Source organism: Streptomyces sp. 2323.1 (genome assembly GCF_900221035.1).
Taxonomy (GTDB): domain Bacteria; phylum Actinomycetota; class Actinomycetes; order Streptomycetales; family Streptomycetaceae; genus Streptomyces; species Streptomyces sioyaensis.
Map to the genome: position 1 here is coordinate 995,273 of NZ_LT907981.1, position 25,209 is coordinate 1,020,481.

The following is a 25,209-nucleotide window of genomic DNA, read 5'->3' on the forward strand; positions in this document are numbered from 1 at the left end:
AGCGTCCGTTCAGCGCAGGATGGCGCCGAGCCCGCCGGCCGGTGCCCGCTCGGGGTCGTGGACCACCACGATGTCGGCGCCGTGCGCGGCCGCCGACCGTACCAGGGCGTCGTCCGCCCGTGCGGCAGCCGGACGCAGCTCGCCCAGGTTCGGCAACTCCATTCCGTGGACGGCGAGTTGGTCGACATCGGAGCCCACCCAGACCTGCCGGGCGCTGTCCGCGCCGTGCGGACTGACCAGCAGGGTGTCGATCCGGTGTTCCCGGGCCGCCTCGACCAGCGCGGGGAGACCGGCCGCGGAGTGCGGCTTCGCGTGCTTGCCGCCGGGGCCGGTACCCGCGCGGAAGCGGTCCGCCACCTGTGCGATGTGGTCGCTTTCCTGGGCGGCCCTGACCTGGGCGATGTCCCGTTCCACCAGGTCGCGCTCGGCGCCCGGCGCCCGCCCGCCGTGTTCGCTCTCGTAGGTCAGGGCGCGCAGCGGTTCGGGCAGTTTGCCGTGCACCAGCCGGCGTTCGTGCGCCGCACCGACCAGGACGACGACCTCGGCACCACTGCTCTCGAACTCCTTGCGTACCGCGTCGGCGATCTCCTCGGCGTTCTGTTCCACGGTGTGGTCCGCCGCGGTCCGGACGTGCCGTTCCGACCGTTCCCCGGCGGCGCGAGCGTCGCCCCGTTCGGCCCCACCGCCCCGCTCGCCGACTACGGCGAAGTCCGCTCCCGTACGGTCCAGGCGGACCACGAGGCAGACGGGGTCGTCGCCGATCGCCGCCAGCAAGGGAGTGACCCTGGGCACCGGCCCCCATGCCGCGAAGGGGACGGCAGGGGGGCCGGGAAGCGGCGTGTCGAGGACGATGGCTCCGTGGGCGGCGAACAGCGCCCGCCCGGCATGCATTCCGGGATCGCCACGGCGGGTGAGCAGGGCCTCGTGCACCGCGCCACAGGTGGCCTCGTCCGCGCCGAGGGCGAACAACTGCGCCGTGGTGGCGCTTGCCGTCAACTCCTGTTGTTTTGCGGTGTCCTCGGTGCCGTGCGAGACATCGGCATAGACGGACGCCCAGGGGCCGGGCCGGTCGATGACCGGTTGCAGGAGCGAGATGTGCATGGCACTGCCTCCTTGGCTTCCTCGGATTCCGCGGATTCTCCTGTGGTGCAATGCGTGGTCGTCGGTGGGCGGCCCGCATTCGTGCGCGGCCGGCATTCGCCGGTAAGCAGCCGGCTGTCCTACGAATTCCCGTTCCGGAAAGGCATATGCATTGCGGGCATATGCCGCCGCAATCACGTTCCGTGCCCGTTCCAGCCATTTCCGTGTGCATGGTTGAAACGGCCGCTGCCGGGTTGTTAGGGCTGGGGGACCAGGGAAACTGGGAGGAACACGTCGGGTCTGCAGACCCGTAGAGCCGGAGGCACCCATGGTCATGGAACACGGAACCGACAAGACCGGCCCCGCCCGGGACGACGTGATGAAGCGGCAACTGCGGGGGCAAATGACGGCGGAGCGCTCCCTGTGGCTGGAGGAGGAGCACGAACTCCAGCCGGCCGGCGAGGACCAGCCGGTGGCGGCGTGGTCCCCCGAGAGCGACTTCCGGGGCGGCACACCGAGGGGGATGACCGAGGAGGACGTCGGACTGCGCTCCGAATTCGCCCGGCACCTCGGGCGGAGCCTGTATCCGGCCGACCGGAACGCGATCATCGAGACCCTCCGGCGCAACAACGCCCCGGACCGCCTGGTCACGATGGCCGAGCGGCTGCCCGCGCACGAGCGGTTCGGCAATGTGCAGAGCATCGCGGAGGCCGTCGGGATCGCCACGGAACACTGGCGGTCCTGAGGCCGGGGCCGGTTTCCGCCTCTTTCCGCCTCCTGGCGCTGCCGCCGGGCGCCGGGAGGCGGACAATTGGTGGTATCGGCACCTGCCGCACCCCGCGGCCGGGCCAGTGGACGGGAAGAGGGAGGGCGGTTATGTCCGACGAGACGATGGGCGATGAGGTCTATCAGCCGCCCAGGTCCGATCCCCAGGACAACCCCAATGAACTCGACATGGAAGACGCCCTGGACGAGCCGGACCTCGATGCGACGCTGGATACCGGCTATTCGCCTCCGGAGCGGCCCTTCGTGGTGAATCACGACGGGACCACCGCACGGGAGCTGCACGACCGCGAGACGCTCGACCACCGGCTGGCGGTGGAGGTGCCGGACGTCTGCGCACCCGACGGCGACGGGATCGGTGATCTGCCGGGCGGGGTGGGGGAACCGACGGATCTCGAATGCGGTGAGGAACGGGCCGGCCGGCTCGTGGGCTCCGACGAGGGATTCTGGCGCGGTGGCAGCAATGACATTTCCGCCCGCGACGTGGGCATCGACGGCGGGGCCGCCTCGGCGGAGGAGGCGGCGGTGCATATCGCCCGGGACAATGCGGGGGACGGCGGGGGCGGCGAGGGTTAGCCCGCAACACGCGCAAGATTCACGGACGCGCGGGGCTTACGCCGCGCTCCCGCGCAGCACGTCCAGCGCCCATACGCCGTAGAGCGCGCGGCCCACGCCCCTCCCTCAACGAGCCGCCCGGGCACCCATCCCGCCAGAATGAGAACAGCGGGCATCCATGTGTGTACCCGGCCGCGTGCCGGAAAGCCGGAAGGGCACCGACCCCCGCCGGTGCGGAGGCGCGAGCCGCCGGCTCGTAACGGACCCGACGCGGCCGCCCGCCGCACCGTGCGCACCATCCTCGACCGCAGGAGCCCACGTGAATCGACGTCGTCCTCGGATCGTGATCGTCGGAGCCGGATTCGCCGGCTACGAATGTGCCCGCACGCTCTCCCGGCAGGCAAAGGGAGCCGCCGAGATCGTTCTGCTCAACCCTCATGACTACTTTCTGTACGTGCCACTGCTGCCGGAAGTGGCGACCGGAATCCTGGAACCCCGCCGGATCTCGGTCTCGCTCACCGGGACCCTTCCGGGCGTCCGGCTCGTCCTCGGAGAGGCCCATGACGTGGACTTCGAGGCCCGCCAGGTGCACTACACCGACCCCGAGGAGCGGAAGGGCTCCCTGCCGTACGACCGGCTGGTCCTGACCGTCGGCAGCGTCAACAAGCTGCTGCCCGTGCCCGGCGTCGCCGAGCACGCCCACGGCTTCCGCGGGATGCCCGAAGCGCTCTTCCTCCGCGACCACATCACCCGGCAGATCGAGCTCGCCGGGGCGGCCGAGGACCCGGCCGAGCGGTCCGCAAGGACCACATTCGTAGTGGTGGGCGCCGGGTACACGGGGACCGAAGTCACCGCCCAGGGCGTGCGGTTCACCGATGCGCTGGCCCGGCAGAACACCGGACTGCGAGACGGCGGCCCCCACCCCCGCTGGCTGCTGTTGGACATCGCCGACCGTCTGCTGCCCGAGCTCGACGAGCGGCTGTCGCGCACCGCCGAGCGGGTGCTGCGCGCCCAGGGCGTCGACGTCCGTACCGGCACCTCCGTCAAGGAAGCGACCCAAGACGGAGTGCTGCTCGACGACGGCGAGTTCGTCGCCAGCCGTTCGCTGCTCTGGTGTGTGGGCGTACGGCCCGACCCGCTGGTCGACTCGCTGGGGCTGCCCACCGACAAGGGGCGGCTGTGCGTCGACGAATTCCTGAACGTGCCCGGCCGGCCAGGGGTGTTCGCCTGCGGTGATGCCGCGGCCGTCCCGGATCTGACCCGGCCCGGTGAAGTGACGCCGATGACGGCGCAGCACGCCCAGCGGCAGGGCAAGGTCGCGGCGCGCAATGTGGCGGCATCCTGCGGCCGGGGCGCGCCCCGCGCCTATCGGCACCACGACCTGGGGTTCATGGTCGACCTGGGCGGACTCCAGGCTGCGGCCAACCCCCTGCACGTCCCGCTCTCCGGACCGCTCGCCGGCCTGGTCACCCGCGGCTACCACCTGATGGCAATGCCGGACAACCGCGTGCGGGTGGCCGCCGACTGGCTGCTGGACGCGGTCCTGCCGCGGCAGGGCGTCCAGCTGGGTCTGGTCAGCTCCTGGTCGGTGCCACTGGACACCGAATCCCCCGAGGTGGCCCGCGTACCGGGCGGCCCATCGGCGTGAGGGCCCCTGGGAGGGGCGCGGGCCCGGAGGGGCGGGGCACGGTGTCCGCATCACCGGGCCGGAGCCCCTCCCCCGCGAGGCCCCGGCCCGGTGAGACGGCTACTGCACCCGTTCCGTCTCTTCCTCCTCCTCAGGAAGCCGCACATCGCTGACCGCGATGTTGACCTCCACGACTTCGAGGCCCGTCATCCGCTCCACCGCGGAAATCACGTTCTCGCGCACGGCCTTGCCCACCTCGGGGATGACCTCGCCGTACTCGACCACGATGTCCAGATCGACCGCCGTCTGCTTCTCGCCCACTTCGACCTTGACGCCGTGCGTGGTGGTCGTGCCTCCCCCGGGTACGCGCTTGCGCAGGGCGCCCACCGAGCGCGAAAGCCCGCTGCCCAGGGCGTACACCCCTGCCACCTCACCGGCCGCCAGGTAGGCGATCTTCTCGACCACGCTGTCGGCGATGGTCGTCCGCCCCAGTTCCCCGGGGTTCCGCGGCCGGCGCTCTGCGAATTCGGTCATTGCCCATCACCCCTTGTGCTCCCTTGTAGGGGACCTTCGGCCCGTCTCTTCACGCTATGGCCGGACGGGTGACGCTGCCTCCCGAACCGAAGGTGACACCGCTGCGGGCGCCGCGCGGCGCCGTCCCGGCACTTTGCCGTTCCGGCAAGAATCCTTGACAACCGCCTCGGCTGCGCGCCCGCCCGCGTCACCGTGCCAGGGCGCCCCGCCCCGCAGGCCGCGCCCGTCCCCCCGTCGGCAAGGCGACCGGCACGAGCCCTGCCGGACCACACCTCTCACGCAGCCGGAGATATCAAGTCGTCGTCAACTGCGGGGTGTTGGCGCTCCGGAGCGGCAGTCCGCGGTATGGTCCTGAACCCGCTCCCGCCTCGGGCCTGCGGGGACGGCGAAACGGCGATTGCCACGGACATCTGTCAAAGGGGTGCCGCTCCCGATGGAGGATCCGTATCGTCTGCTCGCGCCGGAGCCTTCCCGCCCCGGGACTTCCTCGTGGGATCCCCCAACGGGGGCCCGTGCATGACATGGCAATGCCTGTAACGAGGGAGCAGTGGTGACACACCTGATCGTACCGGTCATGATCACATTTGGGATATTCCTGCTCGCCATGGTGGCTGTGGGCTTCTGGACGTATCAGGACACCCTGACCTTCTCCGATTTCGCGTTGGGCGGGCGCCGGCTGAGTGCACCGTTGGCGGCGCTGTCCGCGGGGGCCAGCGATATGTCCGGCTGGCTGTTTCTGGGGCTGCCGGGTGCCGTGTACGCCGCCGGCATCGGCGCGACCTGGATCGCCGTCGGACTGGCCATCGGCACCTATCTCAACTGGCTGCTGGTCGCGCCGCGACTGCGGACGTACACCGAGCTGGCCGGTGACGCCAAGACGCTGTCGGCCTATCTGGAGGAGCGGTTCGAGGACGGCAGCCGGATGCTGCGGCTGCTCTCGGCCACCGTCATCGTCGTGTTCTTCACCGTCTATGTGGCGAGCGGCCTCCTGGCCGGGGGCGTGCTGTTCGAGGGGATCTTCGGCGGCGGCTTCGAGTTCGCGCTCACCGTCTTCGCCATCGTGATCGTGGTCTACACCGTCCTGGGCGGCTTCCGCGCGGTGAGCCTGACGCACTCGGTGCAGGCCACGGTCATGTTCGGCGCCGCGGTTGCCCTCCCGGCGATCGGCATCGGACTGCTGGGCGGGATCGGTGCCCTGCACGATGCGCTCACCCACAAGAGCGCCTCGCTGCTGGACATGGGGGCCAAGGCCGGTTTCGACGGCAGCCGTTGGTCGTCCGGTCACTCGCTCGGTGCCGTGGCAGTGATCTCCCTGCTCGCCTGGGGGCTGGGCTACTTCGGCCAGCCGCACATCCTGGTCCGCTTCATGAGCATCCGCAGCACCCGCGAGATTCCCAGAGCCCGCCGGATCGGCGTGAGCTGGGTGGTCGTCTGCCTGGCCGGGGCCTCGCTCGTGGGTCTGGTGGGGATCGCCGCGCTCGACCAGCCGCTGGACAACCCCGAGACGGTCTTCATCGCGCTCTGCGCCCAGCTGGTCAACCCCTGGATCGCGGGCATCCTGCTGGTGGGCGTACTCGCCGCGATCAAGTCCACCGCGGACAGCCAGCTGCTGGTCTCCGCGATGGCTCTCACCGAGGACTTCTTCCGGGCGTTCGTCAAGCGGCAGGCCTCGGATGCGGCGCTGGTGCTGGCGGCCCGCGCGACCGTCGTGGCCGTTGCCGTGGTCGCCTACGTCATCGCGCTGAGCGGCGGCGCCGTGCTGGACATCGTCGCGTACGCCTGGGCGGGATTCGGCGCCGCCTTCGGCCCGGTGATCCTGCTGTCGCTCTACTGGCCGCGGATGACGCGCGCCGGGGCGATGGCGGGCATCGTGACGGGGGCGGTCACCGTCGTGCTGTGGAAGCAGATCGACCCGCTCCTCGGACCGCTCCAGTCGGGCATCTACGAGATGGTGCCGGGGGTGCTCGCGGCCACCGCGGCGGCGCTGCTCTTCGGGAAGTTCGTCGGCCGTCCGCCGCGACGCAGCTGGTCGGGCTCCATGGAGCGGGAGAACGCCACGACGGTGCCGGTCGGCTGAACCCGCGCGCGCACCGGCCGGGCCGGTGCGCCGGGCCGGGCCCGTGCCGGGGCACACCGGTCGTTTGGCGTCAGGAAGGCGCCGGGGACGCGCCGGGTGCCGGTACGCGTCCGCCTGACACGGCGGGTCGCTCGGGGCCGGACGAAGCGCTCAGTCCCGCAGTGTGCAAGGAGGCCGCGCCGCCCTGCTACGACGTTCGCCAAAGCCGAGCCGCCCGCTGGCAAGCCCGTTCAACGCTTTCCTCCACACGCGCCACTGCGTCTTATGCCGCAGTGCAGACATCCAGCGCGACGCGGAGGCCGGCGCGGGCGTGTCGGCCGTGCGGGAGGTGCCGTATGTCGGTCCAGTCGGCCAGGTGGCTGACGATGCCCAGGCCGCGGCCGCATTCGTCCCGGGGTCTGGTGGGGCGGGGGCGTGGGTGGATCGGCCGGCCGGTGTCGAGGACGTCGATGCGCAGGTCATGGTCGGTCAGGGTGAGGTGCACCGTCGTCTCGGCCCGGCCGTGGCGGGCCGAGTCCCCGGCCAGTTCCCCGACGATGAGCTCGATGCGGTTTGACTTCGGCGCTCTACCTGGGCCGGCGGAGCGGCCGCGCGGTGAGGCCGAGTGGGCGTTCCATGCCCTCCCCAGGTGGTGATCAATAACGCATAGGGGCACCCCGCTTCCGTTCTCGCCCACGACGAGCCGGACACCTCTCCCCGGCACAGGAGCGGGCTGCGTGCGCGTCGGATCTCAGGTCGGCGCAGCCGAGGAGAGCAGCTCCTCCAGCTTGTCGAGACCCTGGGTCCATCCTTCCTCGTGAAGAGCGCGGCGCTGCGCGGTGGCGAAGTCACCCTGGGTGAAAACCAGCTCGGTCGCCGTACCGCCGATATCGCGGAGCGACAGTGTCACCACCGTCTCCCGATCCTCGGGATCGGGATCCTCCCACCGGAAGGTGTAGGAGAGGCGTTCAGGAGGTGCGACCTCAAGGAACTCACCGACCAGGTGGAAAAGGTCGCCTTCCGGAGGCTGCATCGCGATCCGGTAACCACCTCCTGGCCGCAGGTCGCTTTCCACGCTCGGAGTGGAGAACCCGTCAGGGCCCCACCACTTGGCCAGCTCCTCTGGTTCCGTCAAGCCGCGGAATACAACCGAGCGCGGTGCACGGAGGACGCGCCGCATGTGCAGACTCAGCCCGCTGCCGTACGTCATCACGAACCTGCACCGCCCCGTGCCTGATCGGGAGGGTCAGAAGATCTGCGTCTGCGCTCGGATCTCGGTGAGACCTTCCTCCATTGTCAGTGACGGCAGCACATGAACGCTGTTCCACTGGGAGAGGCGACCCTCCGTGAGGAACCGGTCGACATTCTCGGCCTTGTCGGACTGTACGACCATGACAATCGTGTGCTCGCGGTTGACGAAGGGACCGGCCACGATGTCGACGCCTGCCTTCTGGGCGAGGTTCGGCATGTCCGGAGCGGTATTCAGCAGCAGGTCGCGCGTCGTCGCGTTGGAGGTCGGGCAGGTGTCCGGCGTGTGGGTCGCCAGCAGGACGAAATGCATATCAAGGCTCCTTCTCGCTCGAAGACCTTTTTCCGCTCGAAGACCTTGATCTCAGGCTAAGCGGCCCGGAGTACTCCGCAACAGGTGATCCGGGCCCGACCGCGGACGATGGTTCACGCCACCTATCGCCGGAGGTCACAGCGGTCCCTGTGCTCGGGTGTCCCGACGGTGGCAATGGGAAAGCGTGAACGCCGGGCACGGCCTGGCTGGTGTGCAACAGCCACGACAGTCGAACCACACGCTGTTGCCGGTCCCGATCGCACTCATCGTGGTGATCAAGGCGGTGGACCGATTGGTGAGGACGTACATCTCGGCCCGCTCCTCAAGCGGATGCGGTCGCGCCTCCTGAACAGAGGTGGGTCGAGGTTGTTTCGACATCCTCCGACCAGGCGGGGCGGCGACGCTGCGCTCGGTGCGGCGCCGAGCAGACAGCGACGTGGTGACCGCCGGCAAGTGGCAGGATCGGCTCCATGAGCACCGAGACGGTCTGGGTGTACCGGGTGGACGAGCCGCACGGCTCCGAGGGCTGGCGCCCCTACGGCGACCATCCCGAGCGTTGGCAGGGGACCATCACCACCGACGATCCGAAGGAGGACGCCGAGTACGTCGCCGCCCTGGTCATCACCGACCTGGTGTCCGAGTGGGACAGCCGCGGCGCCGCCCACAAGCACGTCCGCGTGATCATCTGGGAGGACGAGGAAGATGCCGGTCCTGAGGACGCGGCCTTCATGATCGAGATCCAGCCGGACATCGACGGAGAGTGAAACCCGGCGGCCAGATCCGCGCACGGGCGGGGTACCGGCCCGGGGCCCGCACGCGGCCCGCACACGCGCAATCATCCGGCTCGCAGCCCGCCCTCTGTGGGACCAGCATGGAAACGGAGACGGCAGACCCGACTGACTTTCTGGAGGGCGGGAGAGGCCACGATGACCACCGACAACCGGAAACTGATCGAGGGAGCGTACGACGCCTTTGGGGCCGGCGACATCCCCACGGTGCTTCAGGCTTTCGCCGAGGAGATCACCTGGCACGTTCCGGGACGCAGCCCGCTCTCCGGTGACTATCGAGGGCACCAGGAACTCGTCGGATTCTTCGGGCGGGTCATGGAGCTGTCCGGGGGCTCCTTTCGCATCCGGATCGACGACGTGCTCACCGGCGAATCGCGGGTCGTGGTCCTGTGCACGGTCAGCGCGGAGCGCAATGGTCGGGCCTGGTCCTCGCCGGAAGTGCACGTCTGGGAGATCGCCGACGGCAGGGCCGTCGCATTCCGCGAGTTCCAGGGGGACCAGCAGACAGAGGACGAGTTCTGGTCGTGACCAGCGGCGGACCACGTCCAGGCATGATGGCTCTCAGCGTGCGGAGGAAGTCGGCGCTGCTGTCCTAAGGCGGTGGGCGTCCATCGCGGCGCTGAGAACGGCCCTGCAGTGGATCCCCGCCTTGCCGACGGGGTGCTCGTAGAAGTCGACGAGAACCGGACCGGCGGCCAGGATCTGGGTCAGATCAGCGAGCCAGAGTCCAGGGCCACGGCCAACGAAGCGTCCTCGCAGGCGAATTCCCTGGCGGACTCCAGGGAATTCGACAAAGGTCCGTGGCACGTGGAAGCCGTCGTCGACAGGGCGCCCGGGGATGGCGGGGTGCACACCGAGCCGCTGGGCGCTCCACGACCCGACCGGTCGCGGGCGGTCCGCGAGCGCGGCCTGCCGGGCACGCCGCTCGTCCTCCGCCAAGGGCGCCCGCGCCTGCTGGCGCTCGACCGCCAACCGGGTGCACTCAGCCCGGCGTTCGCGCTCCTCGGCAAAGGCCGCTCGCCAGCGCAGATCCTTGCGACGCCGAAGTTACCGGCCGGCAACCTCTTGACGTCATTCTCGCGGGCGGGCGAAACTGCCGCCCACTGGTCGACATTGTCGAACAGGAGACGGGAGTTGGGGCAGCGTCGCCCCGATGGGGCGGCCATGCCTGGGTGCGGTCGACGAACAATCGACGCTGCCTGTACGAGCTGGCCCCTGGACATCGAGCCGCCGTCCCCGCGCCGTATTGAGCCGCTCCAGGAGCACACTGTGACCGACGCGCATACCGCTGGCCCGTTCATCGCCGCGATCGACCAGGGCACCACTTCCAGCCGCTGCATCATCTTCGACCGGGACGGCCGGATCGTCTCGGTCGACCAGAAGGAGCACGGGCAGATCTTCCCCAGACCGGGCTGGGCGGAGCACAACGCCAGTGAGATCTGGATCAATGTCCAGGAGGTCGTCGCCGGTGCCCTCCGCAAAGCCGGGATCGCCCGGCCCGCTCTGAGGGCGATCGGTATCACCAACCAGCGCGAGACGACCGTGCTCTGGGACAAGAACACCGGTGAGCCGGTGCACCACGCCATTGTCTGGCAGGACACCCGCACCGACGCACTGTGCAGGGAACTGGGCGGCAGCCTCGGCCAGGACCGCTTTCGGAGCACGACCGGCCTACCGCTGACGTCCTACTCCTCCGGCCCCAAGATCCGCTGGCTGCTGGACAACGTCGAGGGCCTGCGCGAGCGCGCTGAGCGCGGCGAGATCCTCTTCGGGACCATGGACTCCTGGCTCATCTGGAACCTGACCGGCGGCCCGTGCGGCGGCGTCCACGTCACCGACGTCACCAACGCCTCCCGCACCCTGCTGATGAACCTGCACACCCTGGAGTGGGACGAGCGCGCTCTCGCCGCCATGGATGTCCCGGCCGCGATGCTGCCGCGGATCCGCTCGTCCGCCGAGGTGTACGGCATCGCCGGCGGAGTCTTGTACGGCGTGCCGGTCGCCGCAGCGCTCGGCGACCAGCAGGCGGCGCTGTTCGGCCAGACGTGCTTTGCCGAGGGCGAGGCAAAGGCCACGTACGGCACCGGCACCTTCCTGCTCATGAACACCGGTAACCAGCCCGTCAACTCACACCAAGGGCTGTTGACCACGGTCGGCTACCGGATCGGCCGACAAGCGCCGGTCTACGCGCTGGAGGGCTCCATCGCGGTCACCGGCTCGCTGGTCCAGTGGATGCGCGACCAGATGGGCCTGGTCCGCACCGCCGCGGAGATCGAGACCCTGGCGGTTTCGGTGGCGGACAACGGCGGCTGCTACCTCGTCCCCGCCTTCTCCGGCCTGTTCGCCCCCTACTGGCGCTCCGACGCCCGCGGCCTGATCACCGGCCTGACCCGCTACGTCACCAAGGGGCACATCGCCCGCGCAGTGCTGGAAGCCACCGCGTGGCAGACCCGCGAGATCGTCGACGCGATGCACAAGGACTCCGGCGTCGCCCTGAGCACACTGAAGGTTGACGGCGGCATGACCTCCAACAACCTGCTGATGCAGACCATCTCGGACTTCCTGGACGCACCCGTAGTGCGCCCGATGGTCGCCGAGACCACCTGCCTCGGCGCCGCTTACGCGGCCGGACTGGCCGTGGGCTTCTGGCCGGACACCGACACGCTGCGCGCCAACTGGCACCGCGCCGCCGAATGGACTCCGCAGATGGGCACGGACACCCGTGAGCGCGAATACAAGCACTGGATCAAGGCAGTCGAGCGTGCCAGCGGCTGGATCGACGAGGAGAACTGAGAAAGGTATGAGTTCTTCCTTCCCGGCTGCGGCTGCGGCTGCGACCGTGACCACCTCAGCCGTAGCGGCCGCCGCCGGCTCGCTGTACTCGGCATCCCCCTCGTCCCCCGCGGCACCGAGGGATGCGTGGTCGAATGCGCCGCCTGCCGGACCCGCCTCAGGACCGACGTTCAACCACCCCACCAGCACCCGCTTCTCGGCAATGCTCCGTGACGCCGTGCACACCGTCACCCTCATCGTGCTCGCCGCCGGCGGCTTCGAGGAGCCCACGGCCCGTAAGACGGCGGTCCGCGAGGGGCGCGAGGCCGGGTTCGGCAACTGCATGGAGGAGCAGTTGGTCGACCTGCGCGAGCTGCGGGCCGTCGGCACGTGGCGGCTGCCCTGCGGATACCAGCACGGCACCGACCGCCGCAGCACGACACTCACCGTCGCACTCCACGAAACCCTCGACCTGTCCCGCCTCCTAGGGCCTGCCGCACTCCCCCGCCATGAGGACCTGATGACACAACACATACCGGAGGCGGTGTTCTGGTGCCTTGCCGCGGTCACACTCCCCGCGCTGCCGCTGCTGGTACGCCAGCACCGGATCAACGCCACCCTGCGCCGTCACCTGACGAGCCGCGATGCCGGCCTGCTCGCCCGTGAGGAGGAGGTCCGGCACCTCGTAGCGGTTCGGCTGCCCGCTCTGGCCGAGGCATCGCTCGGTACCGCGCCCGCGCCCGTACCCGGACCGCTCGACGAGGAACTGGCCGGAACGACGTACGGAAAGAACCTTCAAAGGATCACCGAGCAGTTCACCGAGGTGATGCAGGCCGCACGGTCCCGGGCGGACACGTCGGCGAAGGCGTCGCTGAAGGCGGCGATGCGTGCCCTGCAGGCCCTGGCCAACGAGCAGCAGCTGGGGATCTCAGACATGCAGGACCGGCACGACGACCCGGATGTGCTCCAGGATCTCCTGGAGATCGACCACGCCAACGCGCAGTTCGGCCGGAGGGCGCAGGCCATCACCGTGCTCTGCGGCTCCTGGCTCGGACGGCAGCGGGCCGCGTCACCGGTGCTCGACGTCGTACGCGGTGCGACGTCGAGGATCCGGGACTACCGACGCGTACAGGTCCACTCGCGGGTCGACATGGACGTGGCGAGCCGTGCTGTCGAGCCCGTCGTCCTCGCGGTCGCCGAGCTGCTGGACAACGCGGCGCGGCACTCCCAGCCCAACACCACTGTCGAAGTCAGCATTCAGCCCGCCCACAACGGCGTCAGCATCGTCGTCGACGACGCCGGTGTCGGCATGGACGCACGAGAGGCCGACGAAGCCGCACGGCGCCTGTCCGGCCACGAGGAAATCGACATCGACCGGCTCGGCGTGCCACCGCAGTTCGGGTTCGCCGTCATCGGCGTGCTGGCCGCCCGGTACGGATTCACCGTCTCGGTCAACACCGAGTCCCCGTACGGCGGTGTGCGGGCCGTGCTCTTCCTCCCCCACGCGCTCCTGAACCGGGTGCGTTTCATGGGCCCGCCGATCCCCACGCAGGGGACGCAGCGGCCTCCCGCTCCGGAACCCGCCTCCCCTCGGGCGCCCGAGGCCGATGCGGTCGGGGACGCGGCAGCCCAGCCGGGTCCGGACGGAGCGACTGCCCGGCCGTCCGTGGAATCGTCCCCCTTCCCCGAAGCGGAGGCGGCGCCGTCGTCCACCGCGGGAGGCCTGCCCAAGCGCCGCCGACGTACACCGCAGCACCAAGCGGACGGCGCCCCCGTAGCGCCGACCGGCTCCGGTCCCGCGCTGATCCGCCCCGCAGCCGAGGCCGCCTCGCGCATGAGCGCGTTCGCCCGCGGCACCCGCTTCGGCCGCGACGCCTCTCCCGACAGCGAAGGGAATGCCCAGGAATGAACGGCCATACGGCAAACGAACTCGGCTGGATGCTCGACGAGGTCCTGAAGGTCCCAAAAGCCCGCCACGCGATCCTGCTTTCCGCGGACGGCATGCTCCGCGCCCATTCCCGGGGCATCGAGCGCGACGAGGCCGACCGGCAGGCCGCGGCGTTGTCCGGACTGCAGTCCATCAGTCGTAGCACCGCTGAGTTCTGCGCACGGGAGACCTCCCCGTGGCAGCAGACCCTGGTCGAGTTCGTCGACGGGTACGTCTTCCTGGTGGCCGCCGGCGCCGGCGCCTATCTGGCCGTCTCCGCGGGGCAGGAAGTCGACATGGAAGCCGTCACCTACAGCATGCACAAGCTGGTCGACCGGCTCGGCAAGGAGCTGACCAGCCCGCCGCGGCTGAACTACGCACCCGGCTCGCCAGACGGCTCCGGTACGGCATGACCCCGGCACGCCCCGGGCGTGAGAGAGGACTCGTGCGGCCGTACGTCGTCACGGAGGGCCGCGCCCATCCGACGCGCAACACACTGGACATGGCGACGCTGGTGACGGCTGTGAACGACCGTCCCTTCAACGGCCTGAGCCCGGAGAATCGGCGGATCATGGAACTGTGCCGAGGTGGAGCGCTGTCGGTCGCTGAAGTGGCCGGGCACCTCTGCCTGGCGATGAGCGTCACCAAGGTTCTGCTCAGCGACCTCATCGACAGCGGCCACGTCCTCGCCCGGCCTCCCGTCCCCAAGGCCCAACTGCCCGACGCCCGACTCCTGCAGGAGGTACTGGATGGGCTCCGCTCCCGCTTCTGATCCGGTCTACGTCGCGGACACGGTCACGACCACGGTCAAGATCCTCGTCGTCGGCCACTTCGCCGTCGGCAAGACCACGTTCGTCGGCACCCTCTCCGAGATCCGGCCGCTGCGCACCGAAGAAACGATGACGCAGGCCGGCGAACTCGTCGACGACCTTACGGGGACCCCCGACAAGACCACGACGACCGTGGCCATGGACTTCGGCCGTCTCACACTCAGTGAGTCTCTGGTGCTCTATCTCTTCGGCGCCCCTGGACAGAAACGCTTCACCCAGCTGTGGAAGGACATGCTGTACGGAGCGCTCGGCGCACTGGTGCTGACGGACACCCGAAGGCTCGCCCAGTCCTTCGACGTCATGGGTCTACTGGAAGAGCACGGCATGCCGTACGCAGTAGCCGTCAACCAGTTCGACGGCGCGCCGGTCCACCCCGAGACGGAGATCCGCGAGGCGCTCGACCTGCTTCCCGAAACTCCCCTGGTCACCTGCGACGCGCGGGATGCCGCGTCGTCCTCCAGAGCGCTGATCTCGCTCGTCGAATACCTCCAGACCCGCACCCCTCAGGAGCACGGATGACGACCCCCCGCCCCACGCGCGCGGTAGCTCCTCCCGGCTGCCCGGCACACGCCGTTGCGCCTGCGGTCGAGCGGCTGTACGGCCCGGAGTTCGCCGCTGACCCCATGGCGTCGTACACCCGACTGCGCGCCCACGGCTCCGTCGCTCCCGTGGAGATAGCACCCGGCGTACGTGCCTGGCTGGTCACCCGCTACGAGAGCGCTCTGGAGGTGCTGCGCAGTCCGGAGCGCTTCTCCAAGGACCCGCGGCGATGGCGGGCTCTCGCCGACGGGACGGTGCCGGCGGACAGCCCGGTCGTGCCGATGATGATGTACCGGCCGAACGCCCTGTGGACCGACGGGAGTGAGCACAGCCGGTTGCGCGGCGCCATCACCGACAGCCTCGGCCGCGTGGACCCGGGCGCGCTCAGGGGCTACGTGGCACACAGCGCCGACATCCTCATCGACCGGTTCGGAGCCAGGGGGCGGGCGGATCTGCTGGGCGAGTACGGCGCCGTCCTGCCCCTGCTGGTCTTCAACCAGCTGTTCGGCTGCCCGCCCGACACCGGGGACAAGCTGGTCGAGGGCGTATCCGGGATCTTCGACGCCGATGCCGACTCCGAGAAGGCGAACGCCGTGCTGACCGAGGGCGTCACCGAGCTGGTCGCACTCAAGCGGAGACAGCCGGGGCCGGACGTGACGTCCTGGCTCATGGCCCACCCGGCTCGGCTCACCGACGAGGAGATGAGGCACCAACTGGTGGTCCTCATGGGCGCGGGCACCGAGCCCCAGCAGAACCTGATCTGCAACGGGCTGCGGCTGCTGGTGTCCGACGACCGGTTCGCCGGTGATCTCGCAGGCGGCAGCATGCCCGTCGAGGACGCCATCGACGAGGTGCTGTGGACCGACCCGCCGATCGCCAACTACGCCATTCACTACCCGATCCAGGACCTTGAGCTCGACGGAACCCTCCTGCCCGAGGGCGAGCCCGTTCTGATCAGCCTCGCCGCCGCGAACACCGACCCCACTCTCACCGGCGACCACCGGGCCGGCAACCGCGCCCACCTGGCCTGGAGCGCGGGACCGCACACCTGCCCTGCGAAGAGCCCCGCCCGCCTGATCGCCACGATCGCGTTGGAGAAGCTCCTCGACCGGCTCCCCGACATCGAACTGGCCATCACCGTCGAGCAGTTGGAGTGGCGGCAGGGACCCTTCCACCGGGCGCTGACCGCTCTGCCCGTACGCTTCCCGCCGATCGGCCCCGCCGACCGCCCTCCTCGACGCGACGAACAAAACTCCAACCCCGCCCTGTCGTCATCGCTCCCTCCGGTGCCGACATCCCCGGCGAGGCAACCGGAATCCGCGCACACGGTCCGACAGCTCCGGTGGAGCGCCCTGACACGGTGGTGGCATGGGCAATGAGCCACGGCCCGCGCTCACTCGGCGGCTGAACCGGTCACCGGCTGGAGGAACCCGGCTTCCACACCCCGACGGCACACCTGCGCATCTCTCCTTTGACAGATGCGCAATGGGTGCGAACGAGCCGTTCCCGGACAGCACGCCGAAGCAGGGTGGACGCCTGGTGTGATCACCGGAGGTGATCGACGGGTCGCCTCCGGTCCACGGCCCGCCTGATCAGTCGTTCGTTGGCAGTCCGCAAGGAGCCGAGTTCGGCGGGCAGGTCCACACCTGCCCGGCATCGAGTCGCCGGCGTGGTCGCCGGCCTCCTGGGGATGTGATTGCCCCGCCCGCAGACGATCCTGGTAGCACGTAGAGGGCATCGCCCGAAGCGACGCAAGGGAGAAGATCATGAGTGAGAACCTGGACCGGCTGGCCGCAGAAGGCGTAGCGGTCTGGCTGGATGATCTGAGCCGGGAGCGCCTCGCCGGTGGCCAGCTGGCCGACTTGGTGCGTGGACAGCAGGTAGTGGGCATCACCAGCAACCCGACGATCTTTGCCAAGGCGATCCGCTCGGGTTCCCACTACGACGAGCAGGTAGACGATCTTGCCCGGCGGGGGGTTCGGGTCGAGGAAGCCGCCAGGCTGCTGACCGCATTCGACGTCCGCTGGGCCTGCGACGTGCTGCGCCCGGTGTACGAGGCCAGTAACGGGGTGGACGGTCGGGTTTCGATCGAGGTGGACCCGCGCGTCGCCCACGACACGGCGGCAACGGTCGCCGAGGCACGGGCCCTGTGGTGGCTGGTGGACCGGCCGAACATGTTCGTGAAGATCCCTGCCACGCAGAAGGGCCTGGAAGCGATCAGCACGGCGCTCGGCGAGGGCATCAGTATCAACGTGACGTTGATCTTCTCTCTGGACCGCTACGACCAGGTGCTCCGCGCCTTCCTGGACGGCATGGGCAGGGCGCATGCGGCGGGACGTGACCTGGCGTCCATCGCGTCGGTGGCCTCGTTCTTCGTCAGCCGGGTGGACACCGAGGTCGACAGCCGACTGGACAAGATCGGCACGCCGGAGGCGCGGGCCCTGCGCGGCCGGGCCGCGATCGCCAACGCCCGCCTGGCCTACCAAAACTTCGAGCAGGCGTGCGCATCAGATCGATGGAAGGCCCTGACGGCGGCCGGGATGCGCCCGCAACGCCCGCTCTGGGCCTCCACCGGGGTGAAGGACCCCGCCTATGACGACACCCGCTACGTCGACCAACTGGTGGCGCCGGGAGTCGTCAACACCATGCCGGAAAAGACAATGCGCGCGGTCGTGGACCACGGCCGTATCCAGAGCGACACCGTCCATGGCACTTATGCGGCAGCCCACCAGGTACTCGCTGACCTGGAGGCTGTCGGCGTGTCCTATGACGACGTGGTGCGTGTGTTGGAGGATGAGGGCATCAGCAAGTTCACGGCCTCCGGCAACGAGCTGTTCGAGCAACTGAATACCGAACTGCACACCAAGCGCGCCGCCGCCTGATGCAGCCGGTCGCCGACCGCACGATCCCGGCGGAGCAACCTCCTGCGACCACCGATCGACAGACACACCGGGAACACCTCAACCGCCCGCAGCGCAGCGGTATCGACGACGATGGACTTACCACATGCGACGCCGGCGGGAACCAACTCGCCGAGCACACCGCCATTGGTCGAGCCAACCCAGCAGAGGAGAGGACATGGCCGCGAACACAGCATTCGTGATCGTCGGAGCCAGCCTGGCTGGTGCGAAGGCAGCACAAACCCTCCGGGAAGAAGGCTTCGACGGCCCGGTCGTGCTGCTCGGAGAGGAGAGCGAGCGCCCCTACGAACGACCGCCGCTCTCCAAGGGCTACCTGCTGGGCAAGGACGAGCGTGAGACGGTCTACGTCCACCCTCCCAAGTGGTACGCCGAGCATGACGTCGAGCTGCGCCTGGGCACCACCGTCACCGCGATCCACCCGGCCGAACATCGGGTGACGCTCGCTGACGGCAGCCGGCTCGGCTACGCAAAGCTGCTCCTGACCACCGGCTCCTCACCGCGGCGCCTGCCGGTGCCCGGAGCCGACCTCGACGGGGTCCACTACCTGCGCCGGCTCGCCGACAGCGACCGCATCAAAGAGTCCTTTGCGTCCGCATCCCGCATCGCGGTGATCGGCGCCGGCTGGATCGGTCTGGAGACCGCAGCCGCCGCCCGCACGGCCGGCGCGGAGGTCACGGTGCTGGAGACGGCGGAACTACCCCTGCTGCGTGTGCTGGGCCGCGAAGTGGCCCAGATCTTCGCCGACCTGCACACCGGCCACGGAGTCGACCTGCGCTTCGGTGCCCAAGTCGCTGAGATCACCGGGGCTGATGGCCGGGCGAACGGTGTGCTGCTGGCCGACGGCAGCCGCATCGACGCCGACGCGGTCATCGTCGGGGTCGGCATCACGCCCAACACCCAACTCGCCGCAGCCGCCGACCTCGACGTCGACAACGGCATCCGCGTCGACGCCCACCTGCGCACCTCCCACCCGGACATCTACGCCGCGGGGGACGTCGCCAACGCCTTCCACCCGCTGCTCGACAAGCACATCCGTGTCGAACACTGGGCCAACGCACGCAACCAGCCCCAGGTCGCGGCCAAGGGGATGCTGGGCCAAGACGTAAGCTACGACCGCGTTCCGTACTTCTTCACCGACCAGTACGACCTGGGCATGGAGTACACCGGGTACGTCGAACCCGGCGGATACGACCAGGTGGTCTTCCGCAGCCAGAGAGACACCCGCGAGTTCATCGTCTTCTGGCTCGCCGAGGGCCGGGTACTGGCCGGCATGAACGTCAACGTCTGGGACGTCACGGACCCGATCCGCAGCCTCGTCACCTCCAGGCACCAGATCGACCGCGCCAGGCTCGCCGACCCCGATGTCCCCCTGGACGAACTTTTGGACCGTCCCGACTCGACGGCATAACACGGGAAGGGGCTGGCCTGATGCACAGGATGGCCGCTCCTTGGAGCCGGGCTGTACTGCCTCCTTCCAGGTCGCGAATCCCGGGCTGTGGGCCGCCCGCCATGTGGCTCGTGGTAGGGCTGCGGTCACTCACAGCTCAACCGCGGCCTGGCTACTTCATCTCTTCGAGCTGTCCTGTGGCTACGGCGACGATGAATCCGCGCCCAGGGAGAGACTCGCCTTGATGCGGCTGATGGGCCGTTGTACGCGACGACCGCGACGTGGAGGACTCCTCTGGCCGGCGCGGCCGGAGACCCTTCACCCACGTTGCGGCGACCGGGTGGACTGCGGGAACCTGGATACGTGATCCGCAGACGTGTCGCGGCCCGTGTGCCCGGCGCGCCACTCACGTCGCGCGCCGAGAGCGATGTCGAGCCATCTCTCAGAAGTTCAGTCAGGGCGCCGATTGCCTATGTCATCGCAGGATCGTCGCATGGTTTCCCTTCCCCCGGGCGCCACCCTCATCAGCTGCAGCGACGGCGTCACCGAGGCCCGCAACAGCACGGGCACGTTCTACCCCCTCGAAGAGCGCCTGCGGACATGGGCGGACATCTCCCCCTGGGAACTCGCCGGCAACCGGCCTTCCGGTGTTGGTGGCCTATCCGGGACCGGACGAAGTCGTGCGGTACGAGGGTGTCTCCCGTTACTACGCGTGACCCCGCAAGGAGCGGAGTGCCCAACTCAGGAGGAGGCGCGTCATGGCACACAAGAGGACGGTGAACGTCCGCCGCGTCTACGAGGATCCGGGGCAGGCCGACGGCGCCAGGGTGCTGGTCGACAGGATTTGGCCCCGGGGAATGACCAAGGAGAAGGCCCACCTTGACGAATGGTGTAAGCAGGTCGCACCGTCCACGGAGCTGCGCAAGTGGTACAGCCACGCCCCCGAGCGATTCGCGGAGTTCAGCCGCCGCTACCGGACCGAGCTCCAAGATCCCCAGCACGCAGACGCGCTGGCGCACTTGCGCGACCTCGCCGACAACCGGCCCTTGACACTGCTCACCGCAACCAAGCACCCCGATATCAGCGAAGCCGAGGTGCTCGCCGAGCTGCTCCGGGGCTGACAGCATGCGTCCGCACTCATCGCGGCAGATGACCATCCGCGGGGGCACCCGCATCGTCGAGGAAGGCAGCAGGACCGACCGGCTTCGGAGCACCCCAGCCAGCAGCGGACCGATGCCCTGACCAGCACCTCAGTGAGCTGGCGCGGGAGGCATCCCTGGCTCATCCAGCGCTCGCACAGAGAACGGTCGATAATGGAAGCGGCCAGCTCCAGTGAGACATGCATCCCACCTTGAGGCTGCATATGAATGATGCATCCGAGCACATGCACGGTCCGCCACCCGTCGCAGGGATGGTCGGCGAACGGCTCGTACGCATCACGGACGAGATCGAGTGGGCGGCCGTTTCCCCGCGGCAGATCACCCCCGACGAGTGGCAACGGTTCGAGGAATACCTGAAGGAGATCTTCGAGGCGCTGGGCCTGGCGGCTGAGTCAGCGGCCACAGCCGACACGCCTCGCCGCTTCCTCCGCGCCCTCTTCGACGCCACCAGCGGGTACGAAGGCGACGAGAAGCTGGTCACCGCGTTCGAGACCGAATGCCATGGCGGTTCGGACTGCCGGATCAGTCAGATCATCGAAGGACCGATCCCGTTCTTCTCTCTGTGCGAGCACCACAGCCTGCCCTTCTTCGGCAAAGCGTATGTCGGCTATATCGCCCACGAGCACATCCTCGGACTGTCCAAGCTGACGAGACTGGTGCGGCTGTTCGCCCGCCGGTTCTCGATGCAGGAGCGCATCGGCCGCCAACTCGCCGAATCACTCCAACAGATCCTTCAACCGCACGGCGTCGCGGTCCACTTGGAAGCGGTGCATCTGTGCACGCAGATGCGCGGCGTACGGGAGATCGAGTCCAGCACACGTACCACCCACTGGCGCGGCACTTACGACGAGGATCCGCAACTGCGTGCCGAATTCTTCACGCTGTGCGGCCAACGGGGACCGGCCGGATTTGGCTGAGCACACCACCCCGCACCCCGCCGGCGGAACACCTCCAGGAACTGTGGATCCGCTGGAGTTGCTGTACGAGCAGGCCGGGCAGCCCCACTTCAGCCTGCCTCCGGCGCTCGCCACGGCCTACGGCGGTGATCTGGGCTTCACCTCGCCATGCCTGTACGCGAACTTCGTCACCTCCCTTGACGGAGTGGTCGCCCTCGGTCCCGAATACCCGTCATCCGGCTCGGCGATCAGCGGGCGTGAGCCTGCGGACCGATTCGTTATGGGGCTGCTGCGTGCGTGCGCCGACGCCGTACTCATCGGGGCCGGCACGCTCCGAGCCACGCCCCGCCACCGGTGGACACCCGACCACGTCTGTCCACAAGCCGCCCCGGCCTTCGCCGAACTGCGGCGGAGCCTGGGACGCGCCGCTCAGCCGGAACTGGTCGTCGTCAGCGCGAGCGGCGACTTGCCCACCGAGCACCCAGCGCTGCAGTCAGGCGCGCGCGTGGCCACCACGCTGGACGGCGCCCGCCGACTGGACGGACGCCTTCCGGCCGCATGTTCGCTACTCACCGCAGTCGAAGGATCCACCCTCCGCATGGATGACGTCCTTGCGGCTCTCCACTCCCACGGGCACACCGTGGTGCTCACCGAGGGCGGGCCTCACCTCATCGGTCACCTGCTCGGTGAGAGCTTGGTGGATGAAGTGTTCCTCACGACGTCCCCCGTACTCGCCGGCCGTGCCGACACCTCCCGACCCGGCCTGGTCGCCGGGATCGAACTACTGCCGAACCGGCCAGCGTGGACCGATCTGATCAGTGCACGGCGACGGGGCTCGTATCTTTTCCTCCGCTATCGCCTCCGGGCCCCCCGCGCAAACGACGGCCCAGCAATGGCCGATTGACGCCGAGGAGCCGACGCCGAACCTCCGACTGCGGGCGGGCGATGTCGCCGTCCACCAGCGGGGTTGGATTTCCAGGTGTTGCACGGATCAGTGATCCAGGTGGTCAATTGCGGTCCGCCCCCTCCGCTGGTGCTGCGCCGGGGCAAGATCGAAGCGCTGCACCCTGCCTCGCCACGACCTCCTCTGGGCCTTGAAGACCTCATGAACAGCCCTACCGCTGGGCCGGACAGCTATGTCTTCGCGCCGGGTGACCGTCTCCTGCTGTACACCGATGGAGTGGTCGAAGCACGCAACATCGACAACGACTTCTTCCCTCTCCCCGAAGCGCTGGAAGCAGCGCCTGCCTGTACACCGCCGGAGTTCCTGGAGTGGCTGCATCAGGTGTTGATCCGCCACACCCGGGGGCAGCTGACAGACGACGTGGCGGTACTCGTCATTGATCGATTCAGGGATGACACGGAGTCCAAAGCGACTGAAAACGCCATTACTTCCGGACCTCGACCGTCGAGGTGACGGACAGTCCAACCGTCCACCTCCGAGGGGTCCGTCTTGGCACGCGCCGCCGCCAGCGACTCAGCCGGTGCAAGGGCTTCATCGCTGAGACGTCCGAACAGCGGGCGGTATAGCCGAAGCACAGGCCAGCCAGTCCGGGAAGAGGGCTTCCCGACGCAGCCCGCCACCCCAACCGGCGCGAGCCGGGGTTAGCCCTCCTGACCTGCAAACGCAGGCTGCGAGGCCGACCCCGGCCCAGCCCTTACCCAATTCGGGCGATCCCCCGCGTCGCCCGAATCGGGCAGCTTGACCGGATTCCTGTCCTGGGACGGATATCCGGAGTCGTCCTGAGTATATTGGCTCTCAGCCAGTCAACGCAGGAGTATCAGGATGTCCCCCCGCAGCGCATCGGTCAATGAAGAATTGCGGCGGCGCTCCCGGGAGCGGCTGCTGCGGGCGACGGTCGAGCTGGTCGGGGAGCGCGGATTCGAGGCCACGACACTCGGCGACATCGCCCAACGGGCCGGAACCGCACGGGGGTTGATCTCCTACTACTTCCCCGGTAAGCGCCAACTGCTCCAGTCGGCCGTGCACCGGCTGATGCATCTGACCCTGCAGGAGGCGCTGGAGCGGGAGCCGCGGCCCAGCGGACCGGACGCCGGGCGGGAGCTGCTGGCCCGGGCCATCGATGCCGTCCTGGGGCTCGCACATGACCGGCCGTTGCTGATGCGGACGCACATGGCGGGAATTCTGACCGCCGAGGGGTTCATCCAGTGCCCCGAGCAGCAACGGCTGGCGCACTTGCTGCGCGAGACGGTCGTGGCGTACGGATCGCCGGATCCCGACGCCGACTATCCGCTGCTGAGGGCCCTGTTGATGGGCGCAGTGGTGCCGATGCTACTGCCGGGCGCGCCGATGCCGCGCGTGCGACTGCGCGCCGAGTTGTTCCAACGGTACGAGCTGGAATGGGAGTTGGGGTTCCCTCCGGGCGAGGAACCGCCCCGGGTGGCGCGCTCGCGGGGACCCGTACGGGGGTAGCCGGTCAGCGATGAGCCGGGGTGAGAGCGGGCGGCCGGCGGTGCGGATCACCGCAGCCTCGCAGGCCGAAACCGGCGCCATGGAAGGCCGGTTGTCCGGCCACGGTGCACCGCACGGAGCCTCGACCGGTCACCGTCACGGCGCGGGCGGATGCGGGCGAAGGCGGTCCGGCGTCCTGGTGTCGCCCCGCTAGCGCTTGTTGTGACGTGGTGTCAGGAGACCCTCGTCGCGGGCGCCGGCGATCAGCCGCAGCGACCTGCGGCGGTTCCGGCCGGTGGCCAGCATGACGGCCAGTACCGGATCGCTCCCTTCCTGCTGGGCCTGACGGTAGGCGTCCGCGGCGATCCTGCGGCGCTCACCGGACCGCGACCGGGCGAGGACGGCGGAGCGCGTCCGCTCGGGGGGCGGGACGGCGGCGGGGGGCGCGGACGGCGGCGGTGAAGTGCCGGGCGTGGAGGACGCGGAAGCCGTGGACGACGTGGACGGCGAGGCCGAGGCGCACGGAGTGGACGGCTCGGCGGACGGTTCGGCGGGTGGTGCGGCAGAGGCGTCGGCGGGCAGTTCGGCCGACGGCCCGTCGGACGTTTCGGCGAGACGCCCGGCGCCCGATGCCGTCGGATCGACCGCGCCGTCGTCCGGAACCGTGCCCGCCGCCCCCGCCGGCGCCTCCCCCGATGCCGCCGCCTCCGTCACCGAAGGTGCCGGGCCCTCCCCCGCCCCGGCACCCGCCGGTTCCGGCTCGCGTTCCGGCAGCGGCCCGTGCACCGGCTGTGGTGGCGGCACCGGTTGGTGCGGCGAAGGCGGCCGGGGGCCCGACGCCGGCCGGGGCGCCGCGTCGTCGGCCGGCTCCGTTTGCGGGCCGGCCGGCAGCGCCTCGTCGCCCGCCGCCGGGACAGCCGGGGGGCCGGGCTGGCGGGGTGTGGGCCGGGCCTTTTGCGGGCGCCCGGTGGCCGCCCGGAAGGCGTCGTCCAGGGGGCCTTCGATCCAGCGGGCCAGGCCGGCGAGGGCGGCGAGGGTCAGCGGCGGGTCGGCCCGTACGTCCTCGACGGTGAGGCGTTCGTCGGAGACCGTCACCAGGACATCGATCCGGGCGCCGTCGGCGAAGGTCAGCCGGGCGCTGCACCACGGGCCCAGCGGATCGAGCCGGGGCAGCGGGCACCCGGAACCGTCGGAGCCGGCCGGATCGTACGGGGTGGCGGACTCGGAGGCGGGCGCGGCAGAACCGTGCGCCCGCACCTCCCATGTGGGCCACTCCAGTGGCGCGCCCTGGGCTTCATATCGGTGATTAACGGTATAAAAGTCACTTTCCGACACATTGAAAACCTAGCCTCCAGCTCACCCGGCCCAGTAGCGCGGCA

26 protein-coding genes are annotated in these 25,209 nt (G+C 69.5%); 20 read left to right on the plus strand and 6 right to left on the minus strand.

The features are described 5' to 3' along the window. Positions 1-9: 9 nt before the first annotated feature. Positions 10-1,101 (minus strand): baeRF2 domain-containing protein, encoded by a 1,092-nt coding sequence (locus CPH93_RS03645; RefSeq protein WP_096211921.1) that lies wholly within the window; start codon positions 1,099-1,101, stop codon positions 10-12. Positions 1,102-1,408: 307 nt separating this feature from the next. Between CPH93_RS03645 and CPH93_RS03650 the strand changes: the two genes are divergently transcribed. From CPH93_RS03650 to CPH93_RS03660, 3 genes are all read left to right on the plus strand, one after another. Next, positions 1,409-1,825 (plus strand): DUF2795 domain-containing protein, encoded by a 417-nt coding sequence (locus CPH93_RS03650; protein WP_093487135.1) that lies wholly within the window; start codon positions 1,409-1,411, stop codon positions 1,823-1,825. A 131-nt stretch (positions 1,826-1,956) separates the two neighbouring features. Continuing rightward, positions 1,957-2,439, plus strand: a complete 483-nt coding sequence (locus tag CPH93_RS03655; RefSeq protein ID WP_093487133.1) for a DUF5709 domain-containing protein — start codon at positions 1,957-1,959, stop codon at positions 2,437-2,439. A gap of 322 nt (positions 2,440-2,761) precedes the next feature. Further along, entirely contained in the window at positions 2,762-4,066 is a 1,305-nt protein-coding gene (locus CPH93_RS03660) for an NAD(P)/FAD-dependent oxidoreductase (RefSeq protein ID WP_173909947.1), read from the plus strand. A 99-nt stretch (positions 4,067-4,165) separates the two neighbouring features. Here CPH93_RS03660 and CPH93_RS03665 read toward each other — a convergent pair whose 3' ends face one another. Then, positions 4,166-4,579: an Asp23/Gls24 family envelope stress response protein gene (locus tag CPH93_RS03665; protein WP_093487129.1), complete on the minus strand. Its 414-nt coding sequence runs from the start codon at positions 4,577-4,579 to the stop codon at positions 4,166-4,168. 574 nt (positions 4,580-5,153) lie between these two features. Between CPH93_RS03665 and putP the strand changes: the two genes are divergently transcribed. After that, entirely contained in the window at positions 5,154-6,656 is a 1,503-nt protein-coding gene (gene putP / locus CPH93_RS03670) for a sodium/proline symporter PutP (protein WP_173909708.1), read from the plus strand. A gap of 262 nt (positions 6,657-6,918) precedes the next feature. Here putP and CPH93_RS03675 read toward each other — a convergent pair whose 3' ends face one another. From CPH93_RS03675 to CPH93_RS03685, 3 genes are read right to left on the minus strand one after another with little or no spacing between them, the layout of a single operon-like run. Beyond that, entirely contained in the window at positions 6,919-7,332 is a 414-nt protein-coding gene (locus CPH93_RS03675) for an ATP-binding protein (RefSeq protein ID WP_159394958.1), read from the minus strand. A gap of 54 nt (positions 7,333-7,386) precedes the next feature. Beyond that, positions 7,387-7,845 (minus strand): SRPBCC family protein, encoded by a 459-nt coding sequence (locus CPH93_RS03680; protein ID WP_096211924.1) that lies wholly within the window; start codon positions 7,843-7,845, stop codon positions 7,387-7,389. A gap of 36 nt (positions 7,846-7,881) precedes the next feature. Next, on the minus strand, positions 7,882-8,196 hold the full coding sequence (locus CPH93_RS03685; protein ID WP_096211925.1) for a hypothetical protein: 315 nt from the start codon (positions 8,194-8,196) through the stop codon (positions 7,882-7,884). 470 nt (positions 8,197-8,666) lie between these two features. Between CPH93_RS03685 and CPH93_RS03690 the strand changes: the two genes are divergently transcribed. The 16 genes from CPH93_RS03690 (at position 8,667) to CPH93_RS03775 (ending at position 23,851) form a co-directional block, all read left to right on the plus strand. Continuing rightward, positions 8,667-8,960, plus strand: a complete 294-nt coding sequence (locus CPH93_RS03690) for a hypothetical protein (protein ID WP_096211926.1) — start codon at positions 8,667-8,669, stop codon at positions 8,958-8,960. 162 nt (positions 8,961-9,122) lie between these two features. Further along, a complete protein-coding gene (locus CPH93_RS03695; RefSeq protein WP_096211927.1) occupies positions 9,123-9,512 on the plus strand; it encodes a nuclear transport factor 2 family protein in 390 nt (129 codons plus the stop codon). 741 nt (positions 9,513-10,253) lie between these two features. Continuing rightward, positions 10,254-11,777 carry a glycerol kinase GlpK gene (gene glpK / locus CPH93_RS03705; RefSeq protein WP_096211929.1) on the plus strand — a complete coding sequence of 508 codons (1,524 nt, stop codon included), beginning with the start codon at positions 10,254-10,256 and terminating at the stop codon, positions 11,775-11,777. 499 nt (positions 11,778-12,276) lie between these two features. Beyond that, on the plus strand, positions 12,277-13,665 hold the full coding sequence (locus CPH93_RS03715; protein WP_096215293.1) for an ATP-binding protein: 1,389 nt from the start codon (positions 12,277-12,279) through the stop codon (positions 13,663-13,665). Further along, positions 13,662-14,096: a roadblock/LC7 domain-containing protein gene (locus tag CPH93_RS03720; protein WP_096211930.1), complete on the plus strand. Its 435-nt coding sequence runs from the start codon at positions 13,662-13,664 to the stop codon at positions 14,094-14,096. Before CPH93_RS03715 ends, CPH93_RS03720 begins: the two co-directional genes overlap by 4 nt. Then, positions 14,093-14,455 carry a DUF742 domain-containing protein gene (locus CPH93_RS03725; RefSeq protein WP_096211931.1) on the plus strand — a complete coding sequence of 121 codons (363 nt, stop codon included), beginning with the start codon at positions 14,093-14,095 and terminating at the stop codon, positions 14,453-14,455. The genes CPH93_RS03720 and CPH93_RS03725 overlap by 4 nt, the downstream gene beginning before the upstream one ends. Next, positions 14,433-15,032, plus strand: a complete 600-nt coding sequence (locus tag CPH93_RS03730; RefSeq protein WP_096211932.1) for a GTP-binding protein — start codon at positions 14,433-14,435, stop codon at positions 15,030-15,032. The genes CPH93_RS03725 and CPH93_RS03730 overlap by 23 nt, the downstream gene beginning before the upstream one ends. Beyond that, complete coding sequence (locus tag CPH93_RS03735) at positions 15,029-16,432, plus strand: cytochrome P450 (RefSeq protein ID WP_096211933.1); 1,404 nt, start codon at positions 15,029-15,031, stop codon at positions 16,430-16,432. The genes CPH93_RS03730 and CPH93_RS03735 overlap by 4 nt, the downstream gene beginning before the upstream one ends. 387 nt (positions 16,433-16,819) lie before the next feature. Then, entirely contained in the window at positions 16,820-17,935 is a 1,116-nt protein-coding gene (tal, locus tag CPH93_RS03740) for a transaldolase (protein ID WP_096211934.1), read from the plus strand. 196 nt (positions 17,936-18,131) lie between these two features. After that, a complete protein-coding gene (locus tag CPH93_RS03745; RefSeq protein ID WP_096211935.1) occupies positions 18,132-19,382 on the plus strand; it encodes an NAD(P)/FAD-dependent oxidoreductase in 1,251 nt (416 codons plus the stop codon). A 472-nt stretch (positions 19,383-19,854) separates the two neighbouring features. Continuing rightward, entirely contained in the window at positions 19,855-20,244 is a 390-nt protein-coding gene (locus CPH93_RS37550) for a SpoIIE family protein phosphatase (RefSeq protein WP_443031429.1), read from the plus strand. Continuing rightward, positions 20,138-20,482, plus strand: a complete 345-nt coding sequence (locus CPH93_RS03755) for a DUF488 domain-containing protein (protein WP_371126859.1) — start codon at positions 20,138-20,140, stop codon at positions 20,480-20,482. Before CPH93_RS37550 ends, CPH93_RS03755 begins: the two co-directional genes overlap by 107 nt. Positions 20,483-20,700: 218 nt before the next feature. After that, positions 20,701-21,438, plus strand: coding sequence for a GTP cyclohydrolase I (gene folE / locus CPH93_RS03760; protein ID WP_093487118.1), 738 nt, complete (start codon positions 20,701-20,703; stop codon positions 21,436-21,438). Positions 21,439-21,481: 43 nt separating this feature from the next. Then, positions 21,482-22,321 carry a RibD family protein gene (locus CPH93_RS03765; RefSeq protein ID WP_159394959.1) on the plus strand — a complete coding sequence of 280 codons (840 nt, stop codon included), beginning with the start codon at positions 21,482-21,484 and terminating at the stop codon, positions 22,319-22,321. Positions 22,322-22,411: 90 nt separating this feature from the next. Next, the gene (locus CPH93_RS03770) at positions 22,412-22,834 is read left to right on the plus strand and encodes a PP2C family protein-serine/threonine phosphatase (protein WP_231977169.1); all 423 of its coding nucleotides are present in this window, start codon (positions 22,412-22,414) and stop codon (positions 22,832-22,834) included. A 369-nt stretch (positions 22,835-23,203) separates the two neighbouring features. Continuing rightward, positions 23,204-23,851: a TetR/AcrR family transcriptional regulator gene (locus tag CPH93_RS03775; protein WP_093487112.1), complete on the plus strand. Its 648-nt coding sequence runs from the start codon at positions 23,204-23,206 to the stop codon at positions 23,849-23,851. Between the two features lie 189 nt (positions 23,852-24,040). Here the strand turns inward: CPH93_RS03775 and CPH93_RS03780 are convergent, their stop codons facing one another. Continuing rightward, on the minus strand, positions 24,041-25,087 hold the full coding sequence (locus CPH93_RS03780; RefSeq protein ID WP_096211938.1) for a DUF6214 family protein: 1,047 nt from the start codon (positions 25,085-25,087) through the stop codon (positions 24,041-24,043). Positions 25,088-25,209 lie beyond the last annotated feature (122 nt).